Origin of the sequence: Qipengyuania oceanensis, from assembly GCF_009827535.1 — a bacterium.
Lineage (GTDB): Bacteria > Pseudomonadota > Alphaproteobacteria > Sphingomonadales > Sphingomonadaceae > Qipengyuania_C > Qipengyuania_C oceanensis.
Map to the genome: position 1 here is coordinate 1,808,281 of NZ_WTYN01000001.1, position 13,848 is coordinate 1,822,128.

Sequence of the window (13,848 nt, forward strand, 5' to 3'; positions counted from 1 at the left end):
CCGCCCGCAATAGTGTCATTCTCCGACTACCTTGCGGAAATATGCGACCGTCCGGTCGAGCCCCTCGTCGAGCTCGATTGTCGGTTGCCAATCGAGTACTTCGCGCGCCTTTGTGATATCGGGCTTGCGCTGCGTCGGATCGTCCTGTGGTAGCGGCCGTTCGACCAGTTTCGACTTTCCACCAACTTTGCCGAGGACCTTCTCGGCCAGTTCACGAATGGTGAACTCGTTCGGATTGCCGAGGTTGATCGGCCCAGTCACGTCCGGGTCGGTATCCATCAGCGCCAGGAACCCGCGGACGAGATCGTCGACATAGCAGAAACTGCGCGTCTGGGATCCATCGCCGAAGATCGTAATGTCCTCGCCTTGCAGGGCCTGCACGATGAAATTCGACACGACGCGCCCGTCAGCCGCATGCATGCGCGGACCGTATGTATTGAAAATGCGAGCGACCTTGATCTCCAAGCCGTGCTGCCGGTGGTAATCGAAAAACAGAGTTTCGGCGCAGCGCTTGCCTTCGTCATAGCAACTGCGGATGCCGATAGGATTGACATTGCCCCAGTAGCTTTCTTCCTGCGGGTGTATTGCAGGATCGCCATAGACCTCGCTGGTGCTCGCCTGGAAGATCGGGACTTTGAGACGCTTCGCCAGCCCGAGCATGTTGATTGCTCCGTGTACGCTGGTCTTGGTCGTCTGGACCGGGTCGTGCTGATAGTGGATCGGCGAAGCCGGGCAGGCGAGATTGAATATTGCGTCCACCTCGACAAACAGCGGGAAGCAAACGTCATGTCGCATGAACTCGAAACGCGGCTCGCCGGCGAGGTGGTCTATGTTTGCCTTGTCGCCGGTGAACAAGTTATCGACGCACAGGACTTCGTCTCCTCGCTCGAGAAGCCGATCGATGAGATGGGAACCCAAGAAACCCGCGCCCCCGGTCACGAGGACCCTCCGCCGCCCAAAAGCCAGCCTTGCCAAAATAAAAACTCCAGAAGATGTGCGCGTCGCTTTAGGAATCGGGGCAATTCTTGTCCAGTTGGCTCTCCGCCAGCGACCACGATCGCCCGCAGCGACACCCATTCAGCCCTCGCTCAGTTCACAGAAGTGAATGTATTCCGATGCGTGGATTGCTTCAGCGATTAGTGATGAGGATTTTGGCCGCAGCCGTGGCGTGCCTTGTCCCGTCCGCGGTTTCGGCGCAAAGCCCCGATCTTCAGAGCCGGTTGGACGCTGCGTCGGGCGGAAGCGATCCTGTCGTGCGGATTACGCGCAATTCGAACATCGCTGTTCGCCACGGCTTGATCATACCGCGCGGGGTGACACTCGACCTGCAAGGTGCAACGCTCGTAATTACGCTGACGAGGACCAACGATGCTGGCGTCAGGCTGCTGTCGGGAGCAACGCTGCGCAATGGCACGGTGCGAGTGCTTTCTCGCGGTACGCCTGGCAGTCAGGCTGCGATTCACGCGCCTGTCCTGGTCGGCGCGCTGTATGGCGAAAACCCGTCCAGCGCCAGAATATCTCGCTTCGAGGCTCCGTCCGGCTGGCGGATCGAGAATATGACCCTGCATTCCGACAAGCGCGTTATGGTTGGCGGATCCCAGTTGGGCGCTGCGGGGATTGCAATCATGGGCGGCGCGAATCATGGCTCTATAGACACTGTGACAATCGAAGATTCCGACCGCATGGCAGGCGGCGTCATGATCGATTGGGGCTTCATCGGCCCCATTTCATCCGGCGATGTTGCGAGATCGGCGCAGGCTTATCGTAGTGGCCTCGGCTGGACGGCGCATCCGCACTCGATCACTATCGAGAACCTCACGATTGGCAGGCTGACCAAGCCGTCGCGCCACGGTGATGGAAGCTTCGGCCTTCGCATTTCCGGCGCTCACGACATCCTTGCAAGACACATTCGCATCGAGCGCGTCACCGAATCAGCCATCTTTTACACAGCTGGCGATCTTGGTTATGAATTCGCCCGGGGCAACGACCGGAGCCGGGCTCACCGGGGAACCGTAATCCAGCATGTGCATGTGCAAGCTGTCGACGGCGGGCACCTTATCAGAACCAACAGTCACGCGGACAACATTAGCCGGGCCGCCGAGCGCGGCTATCGCCCAACCCTCGCCCCAATCGCCGAAACAGACCTGACGATTTCGAATGTATCGGGAACATCGCTACGCCCCCGACCGCATACCAGTGGCGTCAGGGTGGATCATCAGCATGGCGGAACTCTGCGCGACATCTCGGTAGCGGGTTTCGACACCGGCTTCTGGATCGACGAGCAGGTCAATGCGACGGTGCTCGAGCGCCCGCGCGCGATCGCCAGCAAAAGCGCCGCCTTCATGATCGGGCATCCTCACCGGCCGCCTTCAAACATCTCCATCGCTCAGCCGATCGTGGAGGGAGCAGGCATTGGTGCGCAACGCCTGGCAGTCAGTCGCAGCACCGGTGTAGTCGTCCGCGGCGGAAATGCGAGGCTGGAGATCTCCGAGCAAGCTCGCGGAACTCGGGTCACCCGGTAAGGGGACGTTCCTCGACTTCGAGGAGTTCGAGCCATCCGTCGGCAAACCGAATAGCCGGATTTTCGCCCGGTTGCTCCACGATGCGAGCGGCCCAAATGATCAATTTATGATCATCGCGCACAATGAATGCCCCCGGGTACGGGTGCGTCACTGCTCGTACCAGGCATTCTGCGTCGTGGACCGATCCGTCGCGGTCGATCTCGCCGTCTTCGGGCTTGCGCCCCTCCCAAACCGTGGCCCCGGCTTCGTCCTGCTTTAGCGGAGAAACGGTGCCCGCTTCCAATTTCGGGATCGTCTGTCTCATCAGATGGACGTGAGCCTGGTCGACCAATCGATATAGTTCGGTTGCCGTAGTTGTATCGGTAAGTGGTATGGTCCCCTGCGCTATTATCGGCCCGGTATCTACTCCGGAATCGAGTTGAAACATCGTCACGCCTGTCCGCTCTAGACGTTTGAGAATTGCCCATGGGATCGCCGCGCGGCCGCGGCCTTCAGGCAGCAAGGTTGGATGCATCCCGATTGCAGCAAGACGTGGCAGAGCGAGAATCTCAGCCTTTGCGATCTGCGACCAGCCGATAATGAACAGGTAGTCCAAATCGTACCGCGCGATGGCCGCGATAGTGGCCGGATCGTTTATCGAGGCAACTTTGATCAGGTCGACACCGTTGTCTATGCAGAACCGGTCCAAGTAGACCCTGCCCGACTTGGTTTTCGCGCGCTCGTCTGACAGCGTTATGGCCACGTCGAGACTCGCGCCCGCATCGTAGATGGCCTCCATGCAGGACAGTCCCAGTTGCACGCAGGTCACGAATCCGTATCTCACGATTTCTCCTTCAATATTTCGGTGGCGGGCGGGTGAGATAGGCGAAGGTCCGCAACATCACCTTTGCATCGGTCAGCAGACTTCTTTTCGCATAATATTCACCGTCGAGTTCCGCCTTTCTCGTCACGGGCATTCCGTCATAGGCATTCACCTGCGCCCAGCCAGTAAGCCCCGGACGCAGTTGCGCCGCGCCGTTTTCTTCTCTCAAGAGCAACAGCTCGGTCTGAGTAGGTAACGCGGGGCGAGGGCCGATGAGAGACATGTCGCCGATCAGTACATTGTAGAACTGTGGCAATTCGTCCAAATTGGATCGCCTGAGGAACCGGGAGATCCACGGGAGCCGGACCTCCCCTAATTGGTCAGAGGGAATATCGCCTGTCGTGACGGGAAGTGACCTGAGCTTGTAGAATTTGAACGTCCGCCCGGACCGGCCGCTACGCTTTTGGGTGAAGATTACCGGGCCGGGATCGAATATCTTGATAAGCATGCCGAGAACCAACACGACCGGAGTCGCGATTATCAGCGCTATCAAGGCCCCCGCAATATCGATGACACGCTTGCCGACCTCGTACATTTTGCGAGAGGCACCTACCATCACCTCAAACCGATGGCCTGCGCCGTCATGAAAGCTTCCGCGCGGTCGAGGCCGGCCTGGGCACCGCGGGCGGTGGCCAAAGCACGGATCGCTTTTTCGCTCCGGGAATGCGGGTAAGCCCGCATGACGCCACGATAGCAGGCCAAAGCCTCGATTTTGCGATCGAGATTTGCTCCGACCTCTACAAAAGTGTCGGGTGCGAAGCTGCCGGAAGCCGCCGGAAACGACCAGTCCGTGGATGACTGCGTTTCCATCAGATAGATTGCGCGCACGCCAGGCGGCTCCGACCGACGCTGCGACAATCTAGCTGCGGCAAGACAGGCCCGGGCGACATGCCCATGATCGTCGTTCAGGTCGCCTGGAAAATGCGTGAAAATACGGTGCGGATCGATTGCAGCGATCTGCTCTTCTATGGCTTGGACCAGTTCTACATGCGGCACCGTGTTGAAACGGATATTCGGAAAGTTCTCAAAGCATGGGTCTTCAAAACCCAAATGCCGGTGCGCCGCCAGACAGTCCGCGCGAAGTTCGTCGTCGGACGGTCGCGCGTTGCGGGCATCGGCCCCTGAGCACATCAGCAGCGTATGTACTCGCTCTCCTTGGCTCGCCAACTGTGCACCGGTCGCACCAAAGCCGAGGACCTCATCGTCGGGATGAGCGACGACCACCAAGTTTCTTACCGGTGCTTCGACCATGTCAGAATCTCCGATACTTCAATGCTGCCCGCGCGGCATAGTGGGCGAAGAACCACGCCGAAGCGACGGTGCCGAAACCTTCGATCTCTCGGTATGTTTTCCAGACCTGCCGCGCGGAATTGCCCTTGTCGCGAGAAACCGACGCGTCGAGGACGCGGTAGCGCACCAGATCCTCATCCAAGCCGCGCGCGGCACCGCCTTCACGCAAGATGTTCAACCAGCAAACGAAGTCGTCATAATAACAGCGCTGCATGTGGATCGGACCGGTCTGACGCCTATCTACCATGACCGACGAGGTTAGGATGGCCGTGTTCTTTAGCAGACCACGATAGTCGATCGCGTCGGGGACAGTGACGTACGCGCCGGTTCGGGCCGCGTCGGCGGAAATTCGACGGTAGCCGGTAAAGGTCAATGCAGCCTTGGTCTCAAGCTGAAATGCAATCTGACGTTCCAGTTTTTCCGGCAGCCATAAATCGTCGCTGTCCAGAAATGCGATCCAGCGTCCGGACGCTTGCCCGAGAGCCAGATTGCGTGCCGCCGCGGGCCCTCCGTTGTGGCTGGCTTCAATCAAGCGGATTCGCGAATCCGAACGCGACAAGGCGCTCACGATCTCGCGCGTATTGTCTGGTCCGCAATCCTCGGCGATGAGCATTTCCCAGTTTTGATAGCTTTGGGCCTGCACCGACCGAATGGTCTGCTCGATGACGTTCGCCGCCTTGTAGGCCGGTGTTATCAGCGACACGCGTTGTTCCATCGAATCTTCTTGTAGAGGCGCCATCTAACCCACCGGTTCCCATACCAGCAGTGTCGGGGGATTGCGGGGCGAGGACACAAAGCGCAGCTGCTCGGTGGCGATGATCCTGACAAGTCCCTCGTCACGAAGTCTTGCCGCAGTACTAACCAATGTGCGCTGATAATCCTGCCGCCACACGTAGGTGCGTGATGCCTGATCGCGCAGGCTGAACTTGCTCAACAGTTCGTAACTAGGCTCCAGCATGATTACTCGGCTCACACCGGCCGAGATCAGATTGCGGAACACGCGTTCGGTGTAATCAGGCAGCTGCTCCAGACAGTAGTGGGTGAAACAGGTTGCCCCGCGCAGCTCCGAGAAGCCCGGACTGTCAGAATCGAGCAGATCGATCTGACCGATGCGGATTATATCGTTAAAGCCGAAATGGTCGACCACTTCCCGAGCAACATCGCGTCCTGTTGCCGACAATTCGAGGCCGACCAGCCGCGCGTAGCGGTTGCTTGTCGCGAGCGAGACGAGGTTCGCACCGGTCCCCGAGCCAAGTTCGTAAAGCGTATCTGTTTCCTGATCATACTTCGCCAGGATCGCATGCAGCATTCTGCGACGGTAGGCATAGTAATCGGTTCCGGGCATCTGCCAGAGTGCGCCTTCGATCTGCACCACCGCAGGTTCGTCGAGCCAGGCCTTGTCAGCATAAAGCAGGGCATCGTCGACCTGCTCCCAGCGGCGCGCCTGCCTCTGTTGCATCCACTCGCCTTGATCGTAATCGGTTGCGACGAGATCGCTATGCCGCGCGCGCCGTTTGACCAACCGATGCACGATATTGGCGAGAGTAATCCGGCCGTATATTGCCTGCGCGCGCAGGCTGGACACGCGCTTTGCGCTCTCCGGGATCGGTATTCCGTAACTCGTCATCGTGTGAGTGTCGCCATGTCAGGTTTTGCGGGTGTGGAGCCGCCTCGGCGCGCGGCATGGGCATCAAGAGCCTCGAGCAGTGTCTGCGCGACCTGCCGGATGTTATCCGGATCGAGATCGTACAACTCTCCGGGCAGAGTCTCTCGCCAGAGCCCGGCGAACCACCCGCGCTTGGCAGCGTGCTCGCAGATGGCTGTCGATCCCGACAGCGCAGACTTGATCGCGACGGCTGCCTCACCGGGGTTTTCGACCGCGTTGGCAAATGGTGCATCGCGATAGAAGGCATTGCCCAACACGATAACCGGTTTGTCCAGCAGACCGGCCTCCGCTCCGCTCTTCGAATTCACGGTCACTACGGCTTGAGAGCCTCGCATCACCTGGTAGTTGTTGGTTGCCGGCGGCAAGATCGCAACATTCCGCCGCCGCGCCAGCAAATCCTTGAGCCGGCCGACCTCTATCATTCCGACCATTGCTGGGTGTTCCTTGATCGCCAACGATGTTCCCGGAGGAAGCGAGGCGGCGAGTTCCTCGACGAGCGCCAATTGGTCCAGATAGGCGGGACTGCGAATGGTCAGCGCCACGTCTCCGGGCACATGCAGCGGATAGTAAATGTAGCTGCCGAGACGCTCGAGCGGCGTATAGTGTGCAGCAAGGCGGCGGGAATTGAGCACATTGCGCAGGTGCACCGCCACGTGATGCCCGATAAAACCGAATTCCTGTTTCTTGCCGAGGACATATTTGTCGACCGACTTCTGCCACAACCGGATTGCGTTACGCTTCGTGAGCATTTTGCCGAGTGCGGACGCGTAGTGATGACGATCTTTGGCCGGGATGACCAGCGAGCCGCTGGTGACCGTGTGAGCGAGGTATTCGTCGACGTCGCTATCGGGAGCGGCGGTCGCAGCGGATCGGAATGACGGTGCTAGGAAGCTGTTTGCAGTAAAAAGTAGACGGCCTCGGAAAAAACTGGGTTCGATGAACAGGTTGTCCAGCCCCAAGTCGCGTGCCGCGTAGAAAACGCCAATGACGGAAAGAAAACCGCCGAGTTCCTGAATTATGATCGGTCGCGCATCAGCCGGCATGTCGCGGATTGCATCATGCGTTGCCTGTATGGCCCTGGCCAGTTTTCGACGCATCGCGGTGTTATCAGATGTGCCAAACGCGTAACGCTCATGCCGACTGATCGTCGCGAAGTCAGGCATGTCGATCGAGGCGAGGATCTCTTCCTCCGCCCCCTCGTGCAGAACCACCTTGTACGCATCACGGACTGCAAAGCCCTCGGCTTGGAGCAGTTCAGTGCTGCGGTTGTCGAATGAGATGAAGTGCGGCGTGTGACCGAGGGCGCGAAGCTGCTTCGCTACCGGAATCCAGAATTCGGTCTGGTACTCGGCCAGTGTAGTGATGATGGGTGTAGTCATGGACATGCGGCCCGTCATCTTGCTGTCGCAGCAAGACCGTCTTGGGTTCGGGGCAGGTCGAACCCGGGCGAACCTGCGGATGGCCCGTTCACGGCCTGCATGCGCCCCACTAGGTTCTCTCGCTCGCGGCGCAGGATGGCTTGCTCGAGATGAAAAACACCGAACAGGATCAGGATCTTGAGATAAAAGGTATAGGCCAGCAACGAGTTCAGCATTCCTCCGATGTAACCAAGGTGGAATGCGAACATCACATAGATCGCCATTATCGATGACAGCAAATAGCCGCGAAAGATATTGCGCATCGCAAGCCTGGTTATCCAAGCTGTGCAGATTCCGATCAGAACCATGAGCGGGATCGCCCAGAACATCCCGAAAAGGCTGAGATAAATCTCCGGATATCCGCCCGCGAATTGTGTTCCGTTGGCAAGCAGTTCCTCGGTCCTGAAAAAGCCGACTTCGTTGATCATCAGATATTTGATGGATGTGTTTACGTTGGAGTCGATTGGATTGATGAGGACTTCGTCAATCGCCTGCCAATCTGGCTCGCGCATACCTCCGAAGACGAAATTCTGATAATGGGAAGCGTAAATTTCGACTGGTTGGACCAGCAGACGTTGCGATAGCTCAAACACCGGGTCGGCATAGCCACGCACATTATAGTAGCTGTTAACGATCAGACCGACCACAGCGATGGCGCCGATCAGGCCTCCGATCGCCATCAGCACTTTTGGCGAGATAAGTGCGGACCAAGGATCGGAGACGGTTTGGCGCGTCAGCAATCCTGCGCGCTTGGCTAGAATCAACGCACCGAACGGGAAAGCGTAAAAGCTTGCCACCATAACAAACGCGGAAAAGCGATTTCCCGTCAGCGCCCAGTAAACCAGCAGCAGCAGGACCAGTAAATTGGCGGACACGCTGACCGAGCGTCCTTGCAATCGTGGAATGACCGCTGCAATCCCAAGGGTAGCCGAGATGAGGAAGTTCATCTCGTAGGACAGACGGTGCAGGGGGCTTGCTATAATATTGTAGTCGACGCGGTCCATCCTGGAAAGAAGCGGTATTGTGCCGATTCTCAGCATTTCCAGATACAGAAGCGCGATCAGGCCGCTGGCACCGGCAATCATCAGCCACCGCATGCCATTGATATAGCCGGACGCAGCATAGGCCTTGTGGCTTATGCCCCTGAGAAACGCGCGGTCACCAAAGGCAACTGCGAGAGGGAGCACCAACGCCAGCACGGCAAAGCAAAAGAACGGCGTCGCCGAGTTCGCTCCCACGTGACGATCGAGTTGGGTTGCGTAGATCGGACCTGCGAGATCGAGATACAGAATGTCGACGAGCCGGCTACTCAGCGAGAACAGCAGTAGTGATGCGGCGATAGCAGCGACTATCCGCTTACGGATCAGCCAGGCAATGAAAAGCAAGGTGACACCAGCTATGCCAATCGAGATCATGACGACGCGTCCGCTTTCGCCGGCTTTCGCAAGGTCCAAATGATGTTGTAGCTGAAGCGCGGAGAGAACTCCTTCTTCGGCATTATGAAGAAACCATCGAGGTAGAAGTACCCGCCGGAAGATTCGCATACTTCAAGCCCAGCGCGGCGAGCGAGCGAGCGAAGAACGTCGCTGGATAGGATCGAGATGTGTCCGAATTCTTCAGGCGAGCTTTCAGTCTTGTAACGGGTGGAATTGCCGCGCGCCAACCATGCCACCCTCTCGACGACGTTGAAAGCATTGGGCAGCGACACGAAGGCCAGGCCTCCCGGCGTGAGCACGCGGGCGATCTCGCGCAGGATGGAGGCCGGGTTTTCGAGGTGTTCGAGTACATCGGATGCCACTATCGCATCGAATTCCGCGTCTCGATAGGCAGATAGTGCTTCGGCGTTGAGATCGACTCGACGGTACGAAAACCCGTCGGGCATCGCATCAACTTGGTCCTGCGGCAGCCAGTCGCATCCGGACAGATGTGTGAAACCGCGCGCGGCAAGGTGCTTTGACAGCCCACCTTTGCCGCACCCGACATCCAAGACCCGACTACTGCGGTCGTGGATCCGGCTCGCCACCTTGTCGGCCACCGTGGTATGACGCATCGACTGGCGATTAAATCCATCGGATGCTGTTTCATGCTGAGCTGCCCCAACCGCTGCACCGGCCCGCAACGCTCCGCGCAAGATATTTCTCAGCATCGTCTCAATCTCCAGCCGTCTTGGTCGCAACAACCTGTATTGAAGAAAGGGGCAGTCCGGTGAACGGGTGTCTTGCGGGCTTTGCGATCAGGCGTGGTCGGCCTGATATGGTAGTGGCCTTGTTTAGCCAATGTCGAACTTCGCCGATGCTTACCCGCTTCGCGCGGCGTTTCGGCTGTATGATCGCACGCAGGCGCGATGCCGCCCTGGATCCAAGCAGGTTCGCCCCTACACCTTGAAGCAACTGCGCGAACTTTGGTTTTTGATGACAGCCAGCCATCGACTGAATCAGGTTGCGGCTGCCGTTGCGAGGCGATCGCACCAGCACCGCCGCAATCCTTTCGGACGCGTCGCCGTCGATACGATAGAAATAGGGATAGCAGACCGACGTATATCGTTCCTGCAGGTCGAAGCTCTCCATGGCTACATCCAGGTTAGCTATGGCAAAAGCCATGTCTTCGAAAGATTGCATCAGCATACTGGCGCGATTGGGCAATTCGCTGTGCTGCCGTAGCGCGGGACTGGAAATAAAGTCGGGCGACATCGGCAATTTGTCGACCATCAATGCTTCAATCGCCGTGCTGCAATTGAGCTGGATCACGGCCTTGCTCCTGGCAATGACGCGTAGAACTCCACCCTCTCCATTAACGGTGACATTGGGCAAGTCGCGCAGCGCGTGCGAATAGACGTCAGGGTTTTCGAACGGATGCGGCCGCACGAGAAACTCTTCGTTCGGAAACCGGCTGGCTAACTTTGCGATCAAGCCAAGCATCTCGCGCATTGCTGTGGAACTGTCGGCGACGAGCGCGTTGACATAGTCGGAATCCCACCCTGCTGACACCATCGCATCAATGTCGGTGCCGCCTTCGACAAAGCGTGAATTCACCAGAGGAAACGCCGTGTTGATGAGAATGAAATCGCCACCGTCCGCATCGAGCAATGCGCGCCATTTGCGAGAGGCGCAATCGAACCGGGGACATCCCGTCAAGTGTAGTTTCTCCGGCGGGAGCACCCCGCGAGCCACGAAGGCATCATGCAGAAGCGGCCCCCAGAAGAAATATCCCGTAACGAGGTCGGCCCATCCTCCCTCGCCGACTGCACGCGCCAGTTCAGCCGGATTGTTGGGGCCATCGTTGGACAGGACGCCGCCTTCGCTGTCGAGGACGTAGACCGAGATGCCCATGTTTGCGTAAGCTTCGATTACATGGCGATTGGCCGGCCGGAGAAATGTCGTGACGACGGCGTCCAATCCGAGCAATGGCACATCCAGGCCTTGATCATAGAGCGGGATAATATAGCTCTCGACGCCCCGCGACCCGAGGGCAACCGCAATCATTGACACTGTCGGCAGGTCGCGGATCGGATGATCAATGATCAATCCGACCTTCAAGGGGCGATCTTGGTTCAAAAGGTTCTTCCGGAGTTCAGCCGTAAGTCAGGGCCACGCGTTGGCACTCACTCAAGTCGCCGGTGAGTTCGAATGTTGTCGTCTGGCGACCATTGAATTTCGGGTAGGATGTGAATGCAGCCATGTAAAGCAACCGTTCGTGGCCCGGGCTGACACGGCTGCCCATGTGATAACATCGGGTAGTGTCGACGAATCGGGCGCTTAACATTTTACCCTTCCAAGCCGAAACATAACGTTCGACCCCGTTTGTGAGCACTTTACTGTCGTGGCGATGACTGTTGAGTCCAAAAGGGACTTTTGCCGAAATGTCAGCGGGCAAATAGGTGAAAGGACCGTCGGCATCGTCTTCGCAATCGGTGAAATACACAAAGAGTTTGAGAACCGCAGTATCGTCGTAATCCTTGTGCCAAAGTTGCGACACGCGAAGGGGCCCAGGACGGTGCGAGGAATGGAGCAGGTATACGTAGTCGAGCAGCGGCGCATCATCGAAATACGCGCTTACAACGGCCAGGATTCGCTCCGCGATTGCAAGCTGGACGAATGGACTGTCGGCCGACTGGTGCCCGGCCTCATTCAAGTCCTCGTCCAGCAAACGATCCCAAAAATCCTTCTCCGGGTTGAGGCGATTGTCCTCCCGCACTCCGCTTGCGAGCTTGCCGACCGCGGCATCATACGCCGCACGCAGCAGTGCCTGATCGACTATTGCAGACGCATCCGCGCTTCCCGTGCGTCGCAACGTCTCGACCACAGAGCGCTGGTCTTCGTCCAGATCACGTCCAGCGAAGCTCTCCCTCCGACGATGAACAGCCGCGCGCGCACGATGGCGTGCAGCGGCCTTGCGCGCATGGCGATAGGGAGTGCGCGTAATGAACCAGCTAACTCGATTGCGAAGATTGGCGATTAATGGGGAAACCATGGAAAGCGGTGCCTGCTCCTGTGCGCTCCGGATTTAGATGCTCCGCCGAATCACTATAAGGATTTTTTCACGCGGCCTCTAGGCCGGCTATATCAGCTTGTCGTCCGGAGCTGCACGAAATAATCCCAAGAATGCGCGGATAGCGTGCTCGCGAAGAGCGCGCGGTAGCAGCAAAAAGGCGTAAAGAAACCAAATCAGTGCGGGCCCAAGCAGCAAGATTGCGAGCAGCACGATCGGGCTTGGTTCGGGCAAGAGCAGGTAGAGCCCACCAGCGACGACGAGTGCAATGGCGATCGCGGCAAGGCACTGCGTCACCAAATCGCTGCGCAGATCAATCCGCATGGCAATTACCCGCATCTGGAGCGGAAAAAGCAAAGCGAGGCTCACGACCTCGCCGATCACGAATGACCAAGGCGTAAAGTAACTCAGCAGCGCGACCGACAGGACGAGCTGCAACACCGACTGGATCAGCGTATAGACGTTCAGCCTGTTCACGCAGGCTCGATCCGCTGCAACCAGCGTGCCGGCAAATCCGCGCGGGACGTTCAGCAGCGGGACGGCCATGAACATCGCGAGCCACATCCAGTGACTGGAAATGGCCGACCCGAGCCAGTGAAAGAGCACAGGCTCGGAAAATGCGGCGAGCATGACAATCGGTGGAGCTGCAATCATCAGCGCTGCTGCAATACCCCCTCTACCGAGACGCTGCGAACGTTGCCTGTCGTCTGCGCTCAGCAGGCGGGCACCGAGCGGAAGGGCAGTGGTATTTATAAGCCCGAAAGCCGATTTGATGAACCTCGGCACCCGTGCGATGCTATCGAACAACCCCACTGCAGAAGGGCCGATTAGGATGCCGAGTAGCGGCGAACTCATCTGTGTCTGGATGATGCCAAGGGCCTTGCTATACAACATGGTTCCAGACCATCGTGCGATGTCATCGCGTGTCTGGTAGTCCCAAACAGTCAACCTAACGCCATTGCCGCGCAGTATGCCAATAGCGAAAAATCCTGCCACGACGGCTCGGGCGACCAACCCGATCAAGAGAGCGACGGCTACATTGTTTGGACCCAGATCGCTGAACACCGCGCCGATACCAAGCGAACCGTAAAGTAAGGCCGACAGGATTTCGCAACCTCTCAACTTGCGAAAGGCTTCAAAGCCGCGCAGGATCCCTTCGCTAACAAGCGTCAGGAACAGCAGCGGTTCGAGCAGGGCGGTGAGCCGAAGGACGGCGACGAAGCCTGCCCGTCCTTCAGGTTCGATGTTGAGCCATTCGGTAATCAGGGGCGCTGCGGCAAAGAGCGCGGCTCCAACGACAAAACCGAGTACAGTGGCCAAGACCAGCAGCAGGGAGATCGCTTTTCCGGCAGCCGCGTTGTCGTTCGTCGGACGGGTGGTCGCTATTGCGCGTGTGGCGTTCTCGCCGATCCCCAGATCGAACAGGCCGAACGACGCGCTTGGCAGCGGCAGACGCGCCAGGAGTATCTGACCATAGCCTGCCAGCCCATATGAAGCGATCAGGATCGGGGCCATCAACAAGCCGATGGCGCTGATGATGAAATAGGCTACTCCGGTAATCAGAATATTCCGGACCAGCGCTGCGAACATCGGAAATCTCTA

General features: G+C 58.2%; 13 protein-coding genes. 1 reads left to right on the plus strand and 12 read right to left on the minus strand.

Annotated features, from left to right (window positions below; translation table 11 throughout):
• Positions 1-15: 15 nt before the first annotated feature.
• The gene (locus GRI48_RS08730) at positions 16-1,077 is read right to left on the minus strand and encodes a UDP-glucuronic acid decarboxylase family protein (protein ID WP_160674156.1); all 1,062 of its coding nucleotides are present in this window, start codon (positions 1,075-1,077) and stop codon (positions 16-18) included.
• A 236-nt stretch (positions 1,078-1,313) separates the two neighbouring features.
• Between GRI48_RS08730 and GRI48_RS08735 the strand changes: the two genes are divergently transcribed.
• Positions 1,314-2,522, plus strand: coding sequence for a hypothetical protein (locus GRI48_RS08735; RefSeq protein WP_160674159.1), 1,209 nt, complete (start codon positions 1,314-1,316; stop codon positions 2,520-2,522).
• Here GRI48_RS08735 and GRI48_RS08740 read toward each other — a convergent pair.
• The 11 genes from GRI48_RS08740 to GRI48_RS08790 all read right to left on the minus strand — a co-directional run bounded on the left by GRI48_RS08740 (position 2,512) and on the right by GRI48_RS08790 (position 13,836).
• Positions 2,512-3,300: a methionyl-tRNA formyltransferase gene (locus tag GRI48_RS08740; RefSeq protein ID WP_160674162.1), complete on the minus strand. Its 789-nt coding sequence runs from the start codon at positions 3,298-3,300 to the stop codon at positions 2,512-2,514. The two genes, GRI48_RS08735 and GRI48_RS08740, sit on opposite strands and share 11 nt — an antisense overlap.
• A 55-nt stretch (positions 3,301-3,355) precedes the next feature.
• Positions 3,356-3,919, minus strand: a complete 564-nt coding sequence (locus tag GRI48_RS08745; RefSeq protein ID WP_160674165.1) for a sugar transferase — start codon at positions 3,917-3,919, stop codon at positions 3,356-3,358.
• Between the two features lie 20 nt (positions 3,920-3,939).
• Positions 3,940-4,635, minus strand: coding sequence for a PIG-L deacetylase family protein (locus tag GRI48_RS08750; RefSeq protein ID WP_160674168.1), 696 nt, complete (start codon positions 4,633-4,635; stop codon positions 3,940-3,942).
• A 1-nt stretch (position 4,636) separates the two neighbouring features.
• A complete protein-coding gene (locus GRI48_RS08755; protein ID WP_160674171.1) occupies positions 4,637-5,389 on the minus strand; it encodes a glycosyltransferase family 2 protein in 753 nt (250 codons plus the stop codon).
• 24 nt (positions 5,390-5,413) lie between these two features.
• Entirely contained in the window at positions 5,414-6,259 is an 846-nt protein-coding gene (locus GRI48_RS08760) for a class I SAM-dependent methyltransferase (RefSeq protein WP_160674173.1), read from the minus strand.
• A 38-nt stretch (positions 6,260-6,297) separates the two neighbouring features.
• On the minus strand, positions 6,298-7,719 hold the full coding sequence (locus tag GRI48_RS08765) for a capsular polysaccharide export protein, LipB/KpsS family (protein ID WP_160674176.1): 1,422 nt from the start codon (positions 7,717-7,719) through the stop codon (positions 6,298-6,300).
• Between the two features lie 14 nt (positions 7,720-7,733).
• Positions 7,734-9,173, minus strand: a complete 1,440-nt coding sequence (locus GRI48_RS08770; RefSeq protein WP_160674179.1) for a DUF6418 domain-containing protein — start codon at positions 9,171-9,173, stop codon at positions 7,734-7,736.
• Positions 9,170-9,904, minus strand: a complete 735-nt coding sequence (locus GRI48_RS08775) for a class I SAM-dependent methyltransferase (RefSeq protein ID WP_160674182.1) — start codon at positions 9,902-9,904, stop codon at positions 9,170-9,172. Before GRI48_RS08775 ends, GRI48_RS08770 begins: the two co-directional genes overlap by 4 nt.
• A 4-nt stretch (positions 9,905-9,908) precedes the next feature.
• Positions 9,909-11,294, minus strand: a complete 1,386-nt coding sequence (locus GRI48_RS08780; protein WP_160674185.1) for a surface carbohydrate biosynthesis protein — start codon at positions 11,292-11,294, stop codon at positions 9,909-9,911.
• 34 nt (positions 11,295-11,328) lie between these two features.
• Complete coding sequence (locus GRI48_RS08785; RefSeq protein ID WP_160674188.1) at positions 11,329-12,228, minus strand: hypothetical protein; 900 nt, start codon at positions 12,226-12,228, stop codon at positions 11,329-11,331.
• Between the two features lie 87 nt (positions 12,229-12,315).
• A complete protein-coding gene (locus GRI48_RS08790) occupies positions 12,316-13,836 on the minus strand; it encodes a lipopolysaccharide biosynthesis protein (protein WP_160674191.1) in 1,521 nt (506 codons plus the stop codon).
• Positions 13,837-13,848: the final 12 nt, after the last annotated feature.

Coding starts and splice junctions, on each gene's coding strand:
- GRI48_RS08730 (WP_160674156.1), bottom strand. CDS start 1,077: ATGGGTGTCGCTGCGGGCGATCGTGGTCGCTGGCGGAGAGCCAACTGG.
- GRI48_RS08740 (WP_160674162.1), bottom strand. CDS start 3,300: ATGGAGGCCATCTACGATGCGGGCGCGAGTCTCGACGTGGCCATAACG.
- GRI48_RS08745 (WP_160674165.1), bottom strand. CDS start 3,919: ATGTACGAGGTCGGCAAGCGTGTCATCGATATTGCGGGGGCCTTGATA.
- GRI48_RS08750 (WP_160674168.1), bottom strand. CDS start 4,635: ATGGTCGAAGCACCGGTAAGAAACTTGGTGGTCGTCGCTCATCCCGAC.
- GRI48_RS08755 (WP_160674171.1), bottom strand. CDS start 5,389: ATGGAACAACGCGTGTCGCTGATAACACCGGCCTACAAGGCGGCGAAC.
- GRI48_RS08765 (WP_160674176.1), bottom strand. CDS start 7,719: ATGACTACACCCATCATCACTACACTGGCCGAGTACCAGACCGAATTC.
- GRI48_RS08770 (WP_160674179.1), bottom strand. CDS start 9,173: ATGATCTCGATTGGCATAGCTGGTGTCACCTTGCTTTTCATTGCCTGG.
- GRI48_RS08775 (WP_160674182.1), bottom strand. CDS start 9,904: ATGCTGAGAAATATCTTGCGCGGAGCGTTGCGGGCCGGTGCAGCGGTT.
- GRI48_RS08785 (WP_160674188.1), bottom strand. CDS start 12,228: ATGGTTTCCCCATTAATCGCCAATCTTCGCAATCGAGTTAGCTGGTTC.
- GRI48_RS08790 (WP_160674191.1), bottom strand. CDS start 13,836: ATGTTCGCAGCGCTGGTCCGGAATATTCTGATTACCGGAGTAGCCTAT.